This window comes from Allobosea sp. AK1, from assembly GCF_006714945.1.
GTDB classification, from domain to species: Bacteria; Pseudomonadota; Alphaproteobacteria; order Rhizobiales; family Beijerinckiaceae; genus Allobosea; species Allobosea robiniae.
The window spans coordinates 4,189,076-4,206,237 of record NZ_VFMG01000001.1 but is presented as its reverse complement, the minus strand read 5'-3'; the positions used below and the strand labels follow the sequence as shown (position 1 = coordinate 4,206,237).

The 17,162-nt window shown below is 66.7% G+C and carries 15 protein-coding genes; 5 read left to right on the top strand and 10 right to left on the bottom strand.

Annotated elements, in window-relative coordinates; all coding sequences use genetic code 11:
* Nucleotides 1–6: 6 nt before the first annotated feature.
* The 4 genes from FHT98_RS20205 to FHT98_RS20190 all read right to left on the bottom strand — a co-directional run bounded on the left by FHT98_RS20205 (nt 7) and on the right by FHT98_RS20190 (nt 3,769).
* Complete coding sequence (locus FHT98_RS20205; protein ID WP_142115831.1) at nt 7–1,269, bottom strand: DNA-packaging protein; 1,263 nt, start codon at nt 1,267–1,269, stop codon at nt 7–9.
* Entirely contained in the window at nt 1,247–1,648 is a 402-nt protein-coding gene (locus FHT98_RS20200) for a hypothetical protein (protein WP_142115075.1), read from the bottom strand. The genes FHT98_RS20205 and FHT98_RS20200 overlap by 23 nt, the downstream gene beginning before the upstream one ends.
* A 160-nt stretch (nt 1,649–1,808) precedes the next feature.
* Nucleotides 1,809–2,390 carry an LOG family protein gene (locus FHT98_RS20195; protein ID WP_142115074.1) on the bottom strand — a complete coding sequence of 194 codons (582 nt, stop codon included), beginning with the start codon at nt 2,388–2,390 and terminating at the stop codon, nt 1,809–1,811.
* Nucleotides 2,387–3,769 (bottom strand): M20/M25/M40 family metallo-hydrolase, encoded by a 1,383-nt coding sequence (locus FHT98_RS20190; protein WP_142115073.1) that lies wholly within the window; start codon nt 3,767–3,769, stop codon nt 2,387–2,389. Before FHT98_RS20190 ends, FHT98_RS20195 begins: the two co-directional genes overlap by 4 nt.
* A gap of 248 nt (nt 3,770–4,017) precedes the next feature.
* On the opposite strand from FHT98_RS20190, the gene FHT98_RS20185 reads away from it, so the two are divergent.
* Nucleotides 4,018–5,361: an Nramp family divalent metal transporter gene (locus FHT98_RS20185; RefSeq protein ID WP_142115072.1), complete on the top strand. Its 1,344-nt coding sequence runs from the start codon at nt 4,018–4,020 to the stop codon at nt 5,359–5,361.
* Between the two features lie 115 nt (nt 5,362–5,476).
* Here the strand turns inward: FHT98_RS20185 and FHT98_RS20180 are convergent, their stop codons facing one another.
* Nucleotides 5,477–7,021, bottom strand: coding sequence for a helicase HerA-like domain-containing protein (locus FHT98_RS20180; RefSeq protein ID WP_091855734.1), 1,545 nt, complete (start codon nt 7,019–7,021; stop codon nt 5,477–5,479).
* Between the two features lie 154 nt (nt 7,022–7,175).
* Here FHT98_RS20180 and FHT98_RS20175 point away from each other — a divergent pair, with 154 nt between their 5' ends.
* The 4 genes from FHT98_RS20175 to scpA all read left to right on the top strand — a co-directional run bounded on the left by FHT98_RS20175 (nt 7,176) and on the right by scpA (nt 12,698).
* The gene (locus FHT98_RS20175) at nt 7,176–7,559 is read left to right on the top strand and encodes a DUF2267 domain-containing protein (protein WP_091855735.1); all 384 of its coding nucleotides are present in this window, start codon (nt 7,176–7,178) and stop codon (nt 7,557–7,559) included.
* A 167-nt stretch (nt 7,560–7,726) separates the two neighbouring features.
* Complete coding sequence (locus FHT98_RS20170; RefSeq protein ID WP_142115071.1) at nt 7,727–9,700, top strand: methylmalonyl-CoA mutase subunit beta; 1,974 nt, start codon at nt 7,727–7,729, stop codon at nt 9,698–9,700.
* 14 nt (nt 9,701–9,714) lie between these two features.
* Nucleotides 9,715–10,539, top strand: a complete 825-nt coding sequence (gene thiD / locus FHT98_RS20165) for a bifunctional hydroxymethylpyrimidine kinase/phosphomethylpyrimidine kinase (RefSeq protein WP_142115070.1) — start codon at nt 9,715–9,717, stop codon at nt 10,537–10,539.
* Nucleotides 10,536–12,698 carry a methylmalonyl-CoA mutase gene (gene scpA / locus FHT98_RS20160; protein ID WP_142115069.1) on the top strand — a complete coding sequence of 721 codons (2,163 nt, stop codon included), beginning with the start codon at nt 10,536–10,538 and terminating at the stop codon, nt 12,696–12,698. The genes thiD and scpA overlap by 4 nt, the downstream gene beginning before the upstream one ends.
* 62 nt (nt 12,699–12,760) lie before the next feature.
* On the opposite strand, the gene FHT98_RS20155 is transcribed toward scpA, so the two are convergent.
* From FHT98_RS20155 to FHT98_RS20135, 5 genes are all read right to left on the bottom strand, one after another.
* Entirely contained in the window at nt 12,761–13,033 is a 273-nt protein-coding gene (locus FHT98_RS20155; protein ID WP_061964471.1) for a hypothetical protein, read from the bottom strand.
* A 97-nt stretch (nt 13,034–13,130) separates the two neighbouring features.
* On the bottom strand, nt 13,131–13,919 hold the full coding sequence (locus tag FHT98_RS20150) for an ABC transporter permease (RefSeq protein ID WP_142115068.1): 789 nt from the start codon (nt 13,917–13,919) through the stop codon (nt 13,131–13,133).
* On the bottom strand, nt 13,916–14,818 hold the full coding sequence (locus tag FHT98_RS20145) for an ABC transporter permease (RefSeq protein ID WP_142115067.1): 903 nt from the start codon (nt 14,816–14,818) through the stop codon (nt 13,916–13,918). Before FHT98_RS20145 ends, FHT98_RS20150 begins: the two co-directional genes overlap by 4 nt.
* Complete coding sequence (locus FHT98_RS20140; RefSeq protein WP_142115066.1) at nt 14,815–15,969, bottom strand: ABC transporter ATP-binding protein; 1,155 nt, start codon at nt 15,967–15,969, stop codon at nt 14,815–14,817. Before FHT98_RS20140 ends, FHT98_RS20145 begins: the two co-directional genes overlap by 4 nt.
* Nucleotides 15,970–16,009: 40 nt before the next feature.
* Entirely contained in the window at nt 16,010–17,122 is a 1,113-nt protein-coding gene (locus tag FHT98_RS20135) for a polyamine ABC transporter substrate-binding protein (protein WP_282568655.1), read from the bottom strand.
* Nucleotides 17,123–17,162 lie beyond the last annotated feature (40 nt).

The following is a 17,162-nucleotide window of genomic DNA, read 5'->3' as shown; positions in this document are numbered from 1 at the left end:
CGAGGGCTAGATCCCCCTCACCCGCGGCCGGGCCTTCGGCGCGAGCATCAAATGCGTGAGCGCCCAGACGAGCGCATCGAGCCGATCCGGCGAGCGGCCGGTTTCGAGGCCGCGCGGACCGAAGGCGCACATCTCGTCTTCGAGCGCGGGAAAGGCCCCGGCATGGCGTACCCGGCCCTGCGCATAAAGCGCCGCCACCGGCTCGGCCCGGAGATACTTGCCACGCGTCGCCCTCACCGAAACGACGGGAACGCCGGCATCGACCTCCCGGATGATGCTTTCGACCATCTCGCCGCCCTGGTTGACCTCGACGATCAGCGCATCGGCCTCATGGCGGCGATAGAGCGCGACCGCCCTCTCCGCCCATTCCTGCGGCCGCGCGCCGGCCAAGGTCGCGTCCTCCAGCACGTGGCCGAGGCCGTCATGGTCGACACCAGCCACGACGAGCCCGCAGCGGTCGGCCCGCTGCGAGGAGGTCGCCGGCGGATCGACTGCGACTGCGATCCGGGCGAGCGCCGGGCTCTCACGCTCGCGGGCCGCCTCGATCATGGCGCGCGTCCAGAGCGCATCCGGGCTCTCCTCGACGATCTCGCCATCGAGCTCCTGCCGGCCGAGCCGCGTCCCGCCATAGGTCTGCGTGACCGTGCGGACGAATTCGGCGGCGAGGTTGTAGCGGTTGTCCTGCGTCCGTGCCCGGCTCACCGCGACATGCGGCTCGACCAGGAGGCGCTTCACCAATGGCAGCGGGCGCGGCGTCGTCGTCACCACCTGGCGGGGATTGTCGCCAAGACGCAGGCCGAATTGCAGCATGTCCCAGCACTCCCCAAGGTTCGGCCATTTCGCCAGTTCGTCGGACCAGGCGGCGCCGAATTGCGGGCCGCGCAGCGCCTCGGGATCCTCGGCGGTGAAAACTTGCGCGATCGCGCCGGTCGTCCATTGCAAGCGGCGCAACGAGGGCTGCCATGTCGGCCGCTCCCAGCGCGCATGGATCGAGAGCAGTCCCGAAACGCCCTCGATCATGACGTCGCGAACCTGTGCCTGTGTTTCGCCAACGAGGGCGATCCGCTCCGTCGGCGCATCCGCGAAGGGTGGGTGGCCCAGCGCCATGCCTTTGACCCATTCGGCCCCGGTGCGAGTCTTGCCGGCGCCACGCCCACCCAGCACCAGCCAGATCGGCTTCAGCGGTTCGGTTGGCAGTTGATCGGGACGTGCCCAGATGTCCCAGGTATTCCGGATGAGTTCGACCTCATCCGGCGTCGCCGTCGGCATCAGCTTCTTGAGAATTCTCACTCGCGTCCTGAGCGGCAAGGGCCTCAAGACGTCGAGCAAGATCCTGACGGAGCTGTGCGACATGTCGCAGATCGTCGGCAGCGGAAGGCTCATCCGTGTGCTTGTCCTTCCTTGCGGCCAGGGGCTCCTCGATCGCGACCAGCTCGCGGACAGTGCGAGCGAGCACCGCCAGCGCCTTGGCGTCGGCCTCGCTCGCGGTCGTGCCCTTCGGCAGGTCGGCGAGATGCTCCTCATGGGTATCGATCTGGCGTTTGGCGGCGCGCCAGAGCTGGCCCACCACCGCTTTGCGGGACACCGCCGTACGTTTCGGCTTCGGCTCGGAGGGCGGTTGCGGCGTCGCGCTATCCTGTTCGGCCATGACGTCCCTCTCGGATAACAGGCACGAAAAAGCCGCCGGCGGCAGAGCGCGGCGGCTTCGTTCGGGCAGATTTCGTGAGCGTTCCTGATCTCTACCGGATCATCGCCACGATGTCAAGGATAAAATTCCTACAACCCTGAGATGCATCGCCCCAGAGCTGTCATGCCTGTTCCTTCTCGATCCATTTATAGGTCGCGGCCGGCACGTAGTTCTGCATCCGGTCGAGCAGCGTCGCCGGCTCGGTATCGGTCATCGCCATCGCCCGGTGGTTCTGCTTGAGGAAGCCCGCCTCGACGGTGCGATCGAGGAAGGTCGCGAGCGGATCGTAGAAGCCGGCGACATTGAGCAGGCCGAGCGGCTTGGCGTGGATGCCGAGCTGGCCCCAGGTCCAGATCTCGAACAGCTCCTCGAAGGTCCCGATGCCGCCGGGCATTGCGATGAAGCCGTCCGAGAGCTCGGCCATGCGTGCCTTGCGGGTGTGCATGGTGTCGACGACCTCAAACCGGGTCAGCCCGACATGGCCGACCTCCTTGTCCTTCAGCGCCTGCGGAATGACGCCATGGACCTGGCCGCCGGCCTCCATCGCGGCATTGGCGACGATACCCATCAGGCCGACCGCGCCGCCACCATAGACCAGCGTCAGGCCGCGCCGGGCAATCTCGGCGCCCATGGCGCGGGCGCCTGCCGCATAGACGGGGTCATTGCCGGGGTTGGAGCCGCAGAAGACGCAAACCGATCTCATGAACCGAGAGCCTGCAGGATGCGGGCCCAGGAACGCTGGCCCTTGTGGAAGGAGGACAGGTCGTATTTCTCGTTGGGCGAGTGGACCCGGTCATCGTCGAGGCCGAAGCCGACGAAGAGCGTGTCGATGCCGAGCGTGCGCTTGAAATCGCCGCCGACGGGGATCGAGCCGCCGCTGCCGATCGAGACGACGCGCCCGCCCCATTCCTCGGCGAGCGCGACGCGCGCCTTCTGGAGCACAGGCGAATCCACCGGCACGGCCAGCGCCGGCGAGCCGGAATGGCTGATGAATTCGGCGGTCACGTCCTCGGGCAGGCGCTCGTGGATGAACTGGTGGAAGGCGGCCGCGATCTTCGCCGGATCCTGGTCGCCGACGAGGCGGAAGGAGACCTTGGCCGAGGCCTTGCCGGGGATGACGGTCTTGCTGCCCTCCCCGGTATAGCCGCCCCAGATGCCGTTGACGTCGCAGGTCGGGCGCGACTGGATCTGCTCGATCAGCATCCGGCCCTTCTCACCGATGGAGTGCTTCAACCCGACCTGGCCGAGGAACTCCTTCTCCGTCAGGTTGAGGTCGGCCCATTCGGCCTTCTGGGCATTGGTCGGCTCGTGCACGCCCTCGTAGAAGCCGGGAATGGCGATGCGGCCGGTCTCGTCATGGATCTCGCCGAGGATGCGCGCGAGGATATGGATCGGGTTGGCGGCAGCGCCGCCGAACAGGCCGGAATGCAGGTCGCGGTCGGCGGCCGTCAGCGTCACCTCCTGATAGACCATGCCGCGCAAGGTCGAGGTGATCAGCGGCGTCTCGCGGTCCCACATGCCGGTGTCGCAGACCAGCGCGTAATCCGCCTTCAGCTCGGCCGCGTTGGCCTTGATGTAGCCGGGCAGGTTGACGGAGCCGGATTCCTCCTCGCCCTCGACCAGAATGGTCAGGCCGATCGGCAGGTCGCCGGTCTCGGCCAGCGTCGCGCGCACGGCCTCGATGAAGGTCATCACCTGGCCCTTGTCGTCGCAGGCGCCCCGCGCCGAGATGATCTTGCGGCCGGGCTCCAGCTCGCGGACGACCGGCTTGAACGGGTCGGTGTCCCAGAGGCTGACGGGATCGACCGGCTGGACGTCGTAATGGCCGTAGAACAGCGCATGCGGCGCGCCAGGCTTGGGGCGATGGGCGAGGACGACGGGATGCCCGCCGGTCTCGCGCAGTTCCGCCTTGAAGCCGAGCGTTTCCAGATCGGCCCGCAGCCATTCGGCGGCAGCGCGCGTCTCAGCATTGAAGGCCGGATCGGTGCCGATCGAGGGGATTTCGAGCCAGGAGGAGAGACGGTCGAGCGAGGCATCGAGCCCGTCGTCGAGGCGGGCGAGAATAGCGGGAAGCTTGGTCATGACAGCCATCGGATGCGATTCAGATGACGCCATCATGGCAAGCCCCGCTGCGGGCGTCAGCCTCTATTCGCGCATTGCCGCCCGGCGCCCTCCCCGCCCTCATGGCGAGAAGGCGAAGCCGACGAAGCAATCCGGAAGGACAGGGTGAGATGTCCAGATCTCTAATTGCCAATCATTCGCAATTGCGTTGACACGGCGATGGGAAGCCGATACCCCTTATTGCAACCAAGTTGCAGCAAGGCATCGTGATGACGCAAAGCGGCCCCGAATCCTCGTCGATCTGGCTTCGATCGCGGGGCGAGCCGTCCCTGACGGATGTCTTTCGCACCATCAAGGTCACGCCGACCTCGTCGACCTGGCGCAAGTTCCTCGCCTTCTTCGGGCCGGGCTATCTCGTCGCCGTCGGCTATATGGACCCCGGCAACTGGGCGACCTCGCTCGCCGGCGGCGCCCAGTACGGCTACACGCTGCTCGTCGTCGCGCTGATCTCGAACCTGATGGCGATCATCCTGCAATCGCTCTGCGCGCGGCTCGCTATCGCCTCCGGCCGCGACCTCGCTCAGGCCTGCCGCGACGCCTATCCGCCCTATATGGCCTTGCCGCTCTGGCTGCTCGCCGAACTCGCGATCTGCGCGACCGACCTCGCCGAGGTGATCGGCACCGCGATCGGCCTCAACCTGCTCTTCGGCATCCCGCTCGAGATCGGCGTGCTGATCACGGCCTTCGATGTCTTCATCATCCTCTGGCTGCAGACGCGCGGCTTCCGCTGGATCGAAGCCTTCATCATCACGCTGCTCGGTGTCATCGCGCTGTGTTTCGGCATCCAGATCGCGCTCGCCGATCCGAACTGGGGCGAGGTCATCCGCGGTTTCGCGCCGACGACCGAGATCGTGACCAATCCGAACATGCTCTACATCGCGCTCGGCATCATCGGCGCGACCGTGATGCCGCATAACCTCTACCTGCATTCCGGCATCGTGCAGACCCGCGCCTATGGCGAGACGCTGCCGGAGAAGCGCGAGGCCCTGAAATTCGCGACGATCGACTCCACCGTCGCGCTTTGCTTCGCGCTGCTGATCAATGCCTCGATCCTGATCCTCGCCGCCGCGACCTTCCACAAGGCCGGCCACCACGACGTCGCCGAGCTCGGCAAGGCGCAAGAGCTGCTCCAGCCCCTGCTCGGTGCCTCGATCGCGCCCTCGCTCTTCGCGATCGCCCTGCTCTGCTGCGGCCTGAACTCGACGGTGACCGCGACCATGGCCGGCCAGATCGTGATGGAGGGCTTCCTCCGCATCCGCCTGCCCGCCTGGATGCGTCGGCTGGTGACGCGCCTGGTCGCGATCGTACCGGCGATCGCGGTCACGCTGATCTATGGCGAAAGCCAAACGGCGAAGCTGCTGATCCTGAGTCAGGTCGTGCTCAGCCTGCAACTGCCCTTCGCGGTGGTGCCGCTCGTGATGTTCACGGCCTCGAAGCAGAAGATGGGTGCGCTCGTCGCGCCGCGCTGGCTCAGCCTGACCGCGGGCATCATCGCCGCGATCATCATCGTGCTGAACCTCAAGCTGATCTACGATTTCGCCACGGGGGCGTGACGCACCGCCGTCATGCTCGGGCCTGACCCGAGCATCTCAGGACCAGCGTCCTCTCGTCTTGAGATTCTCGGGTCGAAGCGTCGCTTCGCCCGAGAATGACGCTGTGAGGCAGCCCTCAGCGCTTCCCCGACATCGAGCCCAGAATACCCCGCAGGATCGCGGTGCCGACCTGCCGGCCGATCGAGGTCGCGGCCGAGCGGGCGGCCGAGGTGATGACCTTCTCGGCCATGCTCTGCGGCAGCGGGCCGCCACGCGAGCCCGGCCCGGTCTTCGGACGCTGCTGCGGCGCCCCGCCACCGAGCCAGCCGCCGATCGTGTCGAGGATGCCGCCGCCCCCGCCGCCATCCGTCGACGCCTCGACCGGCGAGCCGTCCGGGTTGAGGTTCTTGCGCTTCATCAGCACTTCATAGGCCGACTCCCGGTCGACCATGGTGTCGTACTTGCCCTTTTCGGGCGAAGCGTTGATCGCCTGCTGGCGCTGCTGCGGGGTGCAGGGGCCGACCTGCGCCATCGGCGGCGCGATCAGGGCGCGCTCGACCATCTCGGGCGAGCCCTTGCCTTCGAGCATCGAGATCAGGGCCTCGCCGACGGCGAGCTGGCTGATCGCCTCCTCGGTGTTGATCTTCGGGTTCTGGCGGAAGGTCTCGGCGGCGGCACGCACCGCCTTCTGGTCGCGCGGGGTGAAGGCACGCAGCGCGTGCTGGACGCGGTTGCCGAGCTGGGCGAGCACCGTATCGGGGATATCGAGCGGGTTCTGCGTGACGAAATAAACGCCGACGCCCTTCGAGCGGATCAGGCGCACGACCTGCTCGACCGCCGTCAGCAGCGCTTTGGGCGCGCCGTTGAAGAGCAGATGCGCCTCGTCGAAGAAGAAGACGAGCTTCGGCTTGTCGAGATCGCCAACCTCCGGAAGCTGCTCGAACAGCTCGGAAAGCAGCCAGAGCAGGAAGGTCGCGTAAAGCCGCGGATTGTTCATCAGCTTGTCGGCGGCGAGGATGTTGACGATGCCGCGTCCGTCGCGATCCGTCTTCATCAGGTCGTTGATGTCGAGCGCCGGCTCGCCGAAGAAGAGATCGCCCTTCTGGTTCTCCAGAACAAGCAAGGCGCGCTGGATCGTGCCGACCGTCGCCGAGGTGACGTTGCCGTATTTGGTCGTCAGCTCCTGCGCATTCTCGGCGATAAAGCTCAGAATCGCGCGCAGGTCCTTGAGGTCCAGCAGCAGCAGCTTCTGCTCGTCGGCGATGCGGAAGGCGATGTTGAGCACCCCTTCCTGCGTGTCGTTGAGGTCGAGCAGGCGCGCCAGCAGCAGCGGCCCCATCTCGGAAATCGTGGCGCGGACCGGATGGCCCTGCTCGCCGAACACGTCCCAGAACACGGTCGAGAACTGGTCAGGCTCGTATTTCAGGCCGAGCTCCTTGGCCCGGTTGACGAAGGGCGGCTTGGAATCGCCGGGCGCCGCGATGCCGGACAAGTCACCCTTGATGTCGGCAGCGAAGACCGGGACACCGTTGCGGGCGAAACCCTCGGCCATGACCTGCAGCGTCACCGTCTTGCCGGTGCCGGTGGCGCCCGTCACCAGTCCATGGCGATTGGCGAGCTTGAGCAGGAGGTTTTCGGGCTTGCCGCTCTTGCCGATCAGAATCGCGCCGTCATTCGCCATTGAATTCGCCCATCAGGTTTCAAATCGGTCCGGCAAGGGTGTAACCAAACGACGCAGAAGGCGGAAGCCCGGGGCCGTTGGAAATCAGATCGTAAACATATAAACTATTTTGGAGGCTTCGTGGCGAAGCCATTTGACGAGGGGTTTTGGATCCATGGAAGAATTGCTGACGCGCGTGGCTGGGGCCGCCGGCATCAATGAGGAGCTCGCCCGCAAGGCGGTCGGCATCATCCTCGCCTTCCTGCAGAAGGAAGGCCCGGCCGCCGAGATCGGCCAGTTGATGGCGGCGTTGCCCGGCGCGCAGGCGCTGGCCGATGCCGAAGGCGGCGCCAAGGGCGGCATGCTCGGCGCGATCGGCGGATTGATGGGCGGCGGCGGCGTCATGGCGCTCGGCGGCCAGCTGATGGGCGCTGGCCTGTCGATGGGCCAGATCCAGAGCGTCTCGAAGGAAATGTTCACGGTCGGTCGCGAGAAGGCCGGCGAGGATGCGATGGGCGCCATCGTCGGCGCGATTCCGGGCCTCGGCCAGTTCGTCTGATCCCCTTGGAATTCCCAGAACGCCGCGGCGCTGTCTCAGGATAGCGCCGCGGCGTTTTTGCATTCTCGCACCTGCCTTGCGACGAAGTAGGGGTGGCGGTGCGCGCGCCCCCATGGCAATCAGCGTTCCACGACTGCACATTATGCGGAAGAGGAGCATCGGCGCGCATGAACTCGGCTGCCCCATCCGACCCTCCCTATCTCGACGCTTTCGCGGCGCCGTCACATGACGCCTGGCGAGCGGCGGTCGACAAGGTCCTGAAGGGTGCCGATTTCGAGAAGAAGCTTGTCGGCCGGACCGCGGACGGCATCCGCATCGAGCCGCTCTATCCCGCTGCCTCCGCGCCTGCACGGGCGCTGCGTGCCGAGGCCGGACGCTGGCATGTCGCTGCCCGTCTCGACCATCCGCATCCGCACGAGGCACGGGCACTGGCTCTCACCGATCTCGAAGGCGGCGCCGACACCCTGACCATCAGCTTCGCCGGCGCGCTGGCGGCGCGCGGCTATGGCCTCATCGCCGATGACGTCACGACGCTCGATGCCGCGCTCCAGGGCGTCATGCTGGACCTGATCCATCTGCGGCTCGATCCGGCCCCGCAGGGCCGCATCAACGCCCTGTTGCTCGCCGCCCTGATCCAGAAGCGCGGGCACGCGCCGAGCGAGCTCTCAATCGCATTCGGCCTCGATCCGATCGGCGTCTTCGCCAGCCGCGGCTCGTTGGCGGCGCCCTGGCCCGAGCTTGGCCGCCGTCTGGCGGCAACGATCCGCACGCTGAAGGAACGCGGCTTTGCCGGACCGTTCATCGAGGTCGACAGCCGGCCCTATCACGAGGCCGGCGCCAGCGAGGCGCAGGAACTCGGCGCGGTGCTTGCGACCGCCGTCGCCTATCTGCGCACGCTCGAAGCGCAGGGCATGACGCTGTCCGAGGCGCGCGATGCGCTGGCCTTCACGCTGGTCGCCGATACCGACGAATTCCTGACGGTGGCCAAGTTCCGCGCCGCGCGACTGCTCTGGAACCGCGTCCAGCAGGCCTGCGGCCTCACGCCGAAGCCGGCGCGCATTCATGCCGAGACCGCCTGGCGTTCGCTGACGAAGCGCGATCCCAACGTCAACCTGCTGCGCGGCACCGTCGCCACCTTCTCTGCTGGAATCGGCGGCGCGGATTCGATCGCCGTCCAGCCCTTCACCGCCGCGCTCGGCCTGCCCGATGCCTTCGCGCGCCGCGTCGCCCGCAACACCCAGCTCATCCTGCTGGAGGAGAGCAATCTCTGGCGCGTTGCCGATCCCGCCGCCGGCGCCGGCGGTTTTGAGACGCTGACGCAGACGCTCTGCGAGCAGGCCTGGCAGATCTTCCAGGAGATCGAGCAGCAGCGCAGCGGCGATCTCGCCGGCATCGTCGCAGCCCTGGTCGACGGTCATCTCCAGAAGATGCTGGCGGAGCAGCGCGCGGCCCGCGCCAAAGCCGTGGCGACGCGGCGCGAGCCGATCACCGGCACCAGCGAGTTCCCGAATATCCGCGAAAACGTCGCTGCGGTACTCGCCGTCACGCCAATCAGGTTGGACAGGCAGCGCACGCAGGGCAGTCTCGCCGAGCGGAACCAGAGCGAGATTATCCGCTCATTCGCCGGCGGAGCCGGCCGGGCCGATGCGCTGGCCGCGCCCGGCACGGCCCTGCAAGCGGAGCCATTACCTTCGCTCAGGCTGTCAGAGCCGTTCGAGGCGCTGCGCGACAAGGCCGACGCCCAATCGAAGCGCCCGGTCGTGTTCCTGGCGACGCTCGGCCCGATCGCCGATTTCACCGCACGGACCGGCTTCGCCCGCAACCTGTTCGAGGCAGGCGGGCTCGCCGCGCCAAGCGGCGACGGCTTCGCCAAGGACGGTGCAACCGATCTCGACGCCCTCACCGGCGCCTTCCGCGCTTCGGGTGCGAAGCTCGCCTGCCTGTGCGGCTCGGATGCGGCCTATGCCGCGGAAGGCGCAGCGGCGACTGAGGCACTCGCCAAGGCCGGCGCGACGGTCTGGCTCGCCGGTCGACCGACCGAGCCCGAGGCCTTGAACAAGGCCGGCGTCGCCACGTTCATCTATATGGGCTGCGACGTGATCGAGACGCTCACGCAAGCGCAGGCCATCGCAGGCGCCTGACCGGAGACAAGAGTTTGACTGCCATCGCCCTCACCATCGCCGGTTCGGATTCGAGCGGCGGCGCCGGCATCCAGGCCGATCTCAAGACCTTCGCGGCGCATCAGGTTTATGGCGCCAGCGTCATCGTCGCGCTGACCGCGCAGAACACGAGAGGCGTCAGCGCCATCCATGCCGTGCCGCGCGACTTCGTCGCCCAGCAGATGGACGCGGTGTTCGAGGATCTCGACGTTGGCGCGGTCAAGATCGGCATGCTGGCGACGGCCGAACTGATCGAGACCGTCGCGGCCGGGCTGAAGCGCCACGGCGCGAAGAACATCGTTCTCGATCCCGTCATGATCGCCGCTTCCGGGGCACGGCTGCTGGAAAGCGCGGCCGTCGAGGCGATCCGCACGCATCTCTTCCCGCTTGCGACCTTGATCACGCCGAACCTGCCGGAGGCCGCCGCCCTGCTCGGCACCAGCCCGGCCGAAACCGATGAAGCGATGGACGAGCAGGCCGAGAAGCTCGCGGCGCTCGGCGCAGCGAACGTTCTCGTCAAGGGCGGGCACGGCACCGGCGAGATCAGCAGCGACCTTCTGTTGCTCGCAGGCGGCGCGCGCCAGCGCTTCAACGCGCCACGGCTCGAAACGCGCAACACCCATGGCACCGGCTGCACGCTGTCATCCGCCATTGCCGCCAATCTGGCCAAGGGACTGGAGCTGCCGGAGGCCGTCGGCCACGCCAAGACCTATATCTCGGCAGCCATCGCTGCCGCCGATCAGGTTGCGGTTGGCCAAGGCCACGGACCGGTGCATCATTTCCACCATTGGTGGGACAGGACCGAGGGGAGCCAGTCATGACCGCGATCCCGGATTTCACGAAGCTCGCCTTCGCAGGGGCTCGCCCCGCCGCCAGTGCCTTGCCCACGGGCGAAGCCTGGCAGACGCCCGAGGATATCCCGGTCAAGCCGGTCTATACGGCGGCCGACCGCGACGGCCTGCCCTTCGTCGACAGCCTGCCGGGCATCGCGCCCTATCTGCGCGGCCCCTACCCGACCATGTATGTCAACCAGCCCTGGACGATCCGGCAATATGCCGGCTTCTCCACGGCCGAGGATTCCAACGCCTTCTACCGGCGCAACCTCGCCGCCGGGCAGAAGGGCCTCTCCGTCGCCTTCGATCTCGCGACCCATCGCGGCTACGACAGTGACCATCCGCGCGTCGCCGGCGATGTCGGCATGGCTGGCGTCGCGATCGACTCGATCTACGACATGCGCACGCTGTTCTCAGGCATCCCGCTCGACCAGATGAGCGTGTCGATGACGATGAACGGCGCCGTGCTGCCGGTGCTGGCGCTCTACATCGTCGCGGCGGAAGAACAAGGCGTACCGCAGGCCAAGCTCTCGGGGACCATCCAGAACGACATCCTCAAGGAGTTCATGGTCCGCAACACCTATATCTACCCGCCCTCGCCCTCGATGCGGATCATCGGCGACATCTTCGCCTACACCTCGGCGAACATGCCGAAATTCAACTCGATCTCGATCTCCGGCTATCACATGCAGGAGGCCGGGGCGACGCAGGACCTCGAGCTCGGCTACACGCTCGCCGATGGCGTCGAGTATATCCGCGCCGGCCAGCGGGCGGGCCTTTCGGTGGATGTCTTCGCGCCGCGCCTGTCCTTCTTCTGGGCGATCGGCATGAACTTCTTCATGGAAGTCGCCAAGATGCGCGCCGCCCGGCTGATCTGGGCGAAGCTGGTCAAGGATTTCGGCGCCGAGAACGAGAAATCCCTCCCCCTGCGCACCCATTGCCAGACATCCGGCTGGTCGCTGACGGCGCAGGACGTGTTCAACAACGTGCCGCGCACCATGATCGAGGCGATGGCGGCGACCCAGGGTCATACCCAGTCGCTGCATACCAACGCGCTCGACGAGGCGCTGGCGCTGCCGACCGATTTCTCGGCTCGCATCGCCCGCAACACCCAGATCCTGCTGCAGCAGGAGAGCGGCACGACCCGGATCATCGATCCCTGGGGCGGCTCCTACTATGTCGAGCGGCTCACCGCCGAACTCGCCGAGAAGGCCTGGGGCCATATCCAGGAGGTCGAGAAGCTCGGCGGCATGGCCAAGGCGATCGAGGCCGGTATCCCGAAGCTGCGCATCGAGGAGGCTGCCGCCAAGACGCAGGCCCGCATCGATGGCGGCCAGCAGGCGATCATCGGCGTCAACTGCTACAAGCCGGAGAGCGAAGCAGCGATCGACGTACTCAAGGTCGACAATGCCGCGGTGCGCGCCCAGCAGCTCGACAAGCTCAGGCGCCTCAAGGCCGAGCGCAACGAGACCGAGGTCGAAGCTGCCCTCACCGCGCTCACCAACGGCGCGTCCGGCAACGGAAACCTGCTCGACCTCGCGGTGAAGGCCGCCCGCGCCAAGGCGACGGTCGGCGAGATCTCGCTGGCGATGGAGAAGGTCTTCGGGCGCCACAGGGCCGAGATCAAGGCGATCTCGGGGGTCTACAAGCGGGAGGTCGGCGACATGAACCCAGCCGTCACGCGCGTCCAGTTGCTCTGCCAGGATTTCGAGGAATCGGATGGGCGCCGCCCGCGCATCCTCGTCGCCAAGATGGGCCAGGACGGGCACGATCGCGGCCAGAAGGTCATCGCCTCGGCCTTCGCCGATCTCGGCTTCGACGTCGATATCGGCCCGCTCTTCGCGACTCCCGACGAGGCGGCACGGCAGGCTGTCGAGAACGACGTCCATATCGTCGGCGTCTCGTCGCTCGCGGCAGGACATCTCACGCTGGTGCCGGAGCTGAAGGCGGCGCTGGCCAAAGCCGGCCGGCCGGACATCATGATCGTGGTCGGCGGCGTCATCCCGCCGCAGGATTTCGATACGCTGATCGAGGCGGGCGCCTCGGCGATCTTCCCGCCCGGAACGGTGATCGCGGACGCCGCAGAGAAGCTGCTGCAGGAGCTGAACGAGCGCCTCGGCTATGCCCAGCGGACGGCGGCTGAATAAAAGAAGGCGGGCGCTGCCAGCCGGCAGCGCCCGCCCCATGATTACGACCGACGTGGCGACACTTACCGCCAGCCGTAACCATAGCCGTAGCGCGGCGCAGGCTGCCGCATGCCGTAACTATCGGAATAGCGATGCCAGCGGCGCTGACCCCAGAAGCCGTGGACGGCGGGCGGCGCCGGGCGCCAGCCGTAGCCGTAGGCCGGGCGCTCGTAGGAGCGCTCATAACGGCCACCGAAGGCCTGCGCCTCGCCCACCCCGGCGAATGCCGAAACTGCGAGCACCGCGCCGCTAAGCGCAAGGGCAGCCAAACCGATCCGGGCGCGATTGCCAAACATGGTCTCATGTCCTGTTCCGGCAGGGATCGCCCTGCCACGGATCGGACATTCGCAGGTCGTGGCTGAACGGGCTTTGAGGGCGCCGTTCAGCCGTCGTTTATCTGCCCGACGCTTGCTCGCGCTTCAAAAGCAGCGAAGCCGCGATCACGACGACGGCGACGGCCCCGATCATGATCGTGCAGGCGGCGTTGATCTCGGGTGAGACGCCGAGCTTCACCGCCGAATAGAGCCGCATCGGCAGCGTCGTCGCACCCGGCCCGGTGGTGAAGCTCGCGATGACGAGGTCGTCGAGCGAGAGCGTGAAGGCCAGCATCCAGGCTGCCGCGACCGCCGGCCAGATCAAGGGCAGGGTCACGGTCCAGAAGGTGACGAAGGGCGTGGCTCCCAAATCCTGCGCCGCCTCTTCCAGCGAGCGGTCGAAACCAGCGAGCCGCGACTGCACGACGATGCAGGCGAAGCCGAGGCTGAAGGTCGCATGCGCGATCGTCACGGTCCAGAAACCGCGCTCGACATCGGCGGCGACGAAGAGCAGCAGCAGCGACAGGCCGGTGACCACCTCGGGCATGACGAGCGGCGCCAGCACCATGCCCGAGAACAGCAGGCGGCCCCGGAAGCGGCCATGCCGTGCCAGAGCGAGTGCCGCCAGCGTGCCGAGGATCGTCGCCAGCGTCGCCGAGACGAAACCGAGGCGGATCGAGAGCCAGGCGGCATCAAGCAGCGGCTGGTTCTGCATCAGCGCGCCGTACCAATGGGTCGAGAAGCCGCCCCAGACCGTCACCAGCCGCGAGGCATTGAAGGAATAGGCGACGAGCGTCAGGATCGGCAGGTAGAGGAAGGCGAAGCCGACGATCAGCGCCAGGATCAATCCGGGACCGAGCCGGCTCATGCCGCCAGCTCCCGCTGCAACCGCGCGCGCTGGAGCAGGACGAGCGGCAGGACGAGCACGACGAGCAGCACCACCGCCACGGCCGAGGCCAAGGGCCAGTCACGGTTCGAGAAGAACTCGCTCCAGAGCAGCTTGCCGATCATCACGGTGTCGGGGCCGCCGAGCAGGTCGGGGATAACGAATTCACCCACCGCCGGAATGAAGACCAGCGCGGAACCCGCGAGGATGCCCGGCAGCGAGAGCGGCAGCGTCACTGTCAGGAAGGCCGTGACCGGCGTGGCGCCGAGATCGGCAGCCGCCTCCAGCAGACCGCGGTCAAGCTTCTCCAGCGTCGCGAAGAGCGGCAGCACCATGAAGGGCAGGTAGGAATACACCATGCCGAGCAGCACCGCCGTCTCGGTATTGAGCAGGCGCAAGGGCTCGCCTTCGAAACCGAGCAGGCCAAGCGTCGCATCGAGCAAACCTTCCGGCCTGAGGATGCCGATCCAGGCGTAGACGCGGATCAGGAAGGAGGTCCAGAACGGCAAGATCACGAAGACCAGCAGGAGGCCGCGCCAGCGCGCGGGGGCCGTGGCCATGGCATAGGCGAGCGGATAGCCGATCGCGAGCGCGAAGACGGTCGTCAGCGCCGCGATGCGCAAGGAATAGAGATAGCTCTGCCAGTAGAGCGGATCGTCGCCCAGCAGGCTGAAATTCGCGAGGTCGAGCTGCGAGAGAAACTCGCCGAGCCGGGCGAGGCCTTCCCAATGCGGCGCATAGGGCGGCAGAGCCATCGCAGACTGCGAGAAGGCCATGCGCAGCACGATGGCGAAGGGCGCGAGGAAAAACAGCGTGAGCCAGAGGTACGGCACGGCCACGACGAGCCGGCGAAGCCGCTGCAGCGAAGCGACCGCGCTCATGGCGGCAGCACTACGCCGGCCTCGACATCCCAGGAGAGCCAGACCTTGTCGTCCCAGGCGAAGGGGCGGGCCATCCGGCGGGTACGGTTGGCGAGCGCGACCTTGACGAGCTGGCCACCCTCGCCGCCGAGCATGACCTGGATCATGGTGAAGTCGCCGAGATAGCCGATATCCCAGATCTCGCCCGCGACCTTGTTGACGGCCTGCCCCGGCTCGTCATGGCCGATCTCGATCTTCTCGGGCCGGATGCCGACGACAAGCGGCTCGTCCGGCTTCAGGGCCAGCGCCTCCTCGTCGAGTTCGACGGTACCGACGAGCGGCACCTCTGCCCGAACCAGTTCGCCCTCGACCGACGCGATCCGGCCTTCGAAGATATTGATGTCGCCGACGAACTCCGCGACGTGGCGGTTGGCCGGCGCCTCGTAGATCACGTCGGGCGGACCGATCTGGACAAGCTTGCCATGGTCCATCACCGCCATGCGGTCGGCCATGGTCATCGCCTCGTCCTGATCGTGGGTGACGACCATGAAGGTGAGACCGAGTTCGCTCTGCAGGTCCATCAGTTCGAACTGGGTCTGCTCGCGCAATTTCTTGTCGAGCGCCGCCATCGGCTCGTCGAGCAGCAGCAGCTTCGGGCGCTTGGCCAGCGACCGGGCCAGCGCGACGCGCTGGCGCTGGCCGCCGGAGAGTTGGTGCGGCTTGCGCCCGCCAAGACCGGAGAGTTTGACCAGCGCCAGCATCTCCTCGACGCGCCGGTCGATCTCGGCGCGCGGCAGCCCTTCCCGCTTCAGCCCATAGGCGATGTTGCCGGCCACGCTGAGATGCGGAAACAGCGCGTAGGACTGGAACATCATGTTGATCGGCCGCAGATGCGGCGGAATGCCGGTGATGTCCTGCCCATCGAGCAGGATCGTGCCGGCATCCGGCGTCTCGAAGCCGGCGAGCATGCGCATCAGCGTGGTCTTGCCGCAGCCGGAAGGCCCAAGCAGCGCGAAGAACTCGCGCGGGTAGAGCGCGAGCGAGAGATCGCCCACGGCGGTAACGTCGCCGAAGCGTCTGGTCACACCCCGGAGCTCCACCAGCGGCTTCGCCGCCGGGTCGTTCCAGGGCTGGAAGGCCCGGCGCACGCTGCCGGGCGAGGTCTTCTTCATGGCGCTCGCGATCCGTGCCGTTCCGGTCACTTGGTCGCGTTCACTTGCCGGTCTTCACGCGGGTCCAGAGCCGGTTCACCAGCCGCTGGGACTTCTGGTCATAGGGCGTGATCGTGTAGAGCCGCCCCATCACTTCGTCCGACGGATAGATGCCGGGATTGTCACGCACCGCCGCCGACAGGAACGGCTTCGAAGCGAGGTTGCCGTTGGCATACTGGATGAAGTCCGAGTTCTTTGCGGCCATCTCCGGCTTGTTGACGAAATCGATGAACTTCATCGCTGCGTCGACATTGCCGGCATCCTTCGGGATCACGAAGGAGTCGAACCACATCAGCGCGCCTTCCTTCGGGATCGAATAGGCGATCTGGACGCCGTTCTTGGCCTCCTCGGCGCGCTTCTTGGCCTGGAGGATGTCGCCGGAATAACCGACGGCCAGGCAGATATCGCCATTCGCCAGCGCGTTGATGTATTCCGAAGAATGGAATTTCTGGATATGCGGGCGGATCTTGCGCAGGAGTTCGCCGGCCTTGTTCAGATCGGCTTCCTTCTTCGAGTCGGGATCGAGCCCGAGATAGCGCAGGGCCGCCGGGAACATCTCCTCGACCGCGTCGAGCACATGCACACCGCAATTCGACAGCTTCTTGAGCTGCTCGGGCTCGAAGACGATCTTCCAGGAATCGACCACCGCATCGGGGCCGAGCCGCTCCTTCACCTTCGCGACGTTGTAGCCGATGCCGGTGGTGCCCCACATGTAGTTCACGGCGTATTTGTTGCCGGGATCGTACTTGCCGAGCCGTGTCTGGATTTCCGGCCAGATATTCCTGAGGTTCGGCGCCTTGTCCTTGTCGACCGGCTGGTAGAGGCCCAGCGGGATATGGCGCGGCAGGAAGGAAGCGGTGACGACGATCAGGTCGTAGCCGGTCTTGCCGGCGAGAAGCTTGGTCTCCACCGTCTCCATCTGGTCGAAGGTGTCGTAGACGACGGTGATGCCGGTTTCCTTCTTGAAGGCGTCCAGCACCTCCGGATCGACATAGTCCGACCAGTTGAAGATGCGCAGCTGCTTGTCCTGCGCGGCCACTGGTGTGGCCAGAAGTCCCAGTCCGATCGCGCAAGCCGCAATCGCCTCGGTCAGTCGCTTCGCCGTCCTACCCAATCCGCCCCTCCATCGTGTTGGCGCGCGCACGCTACCAGCT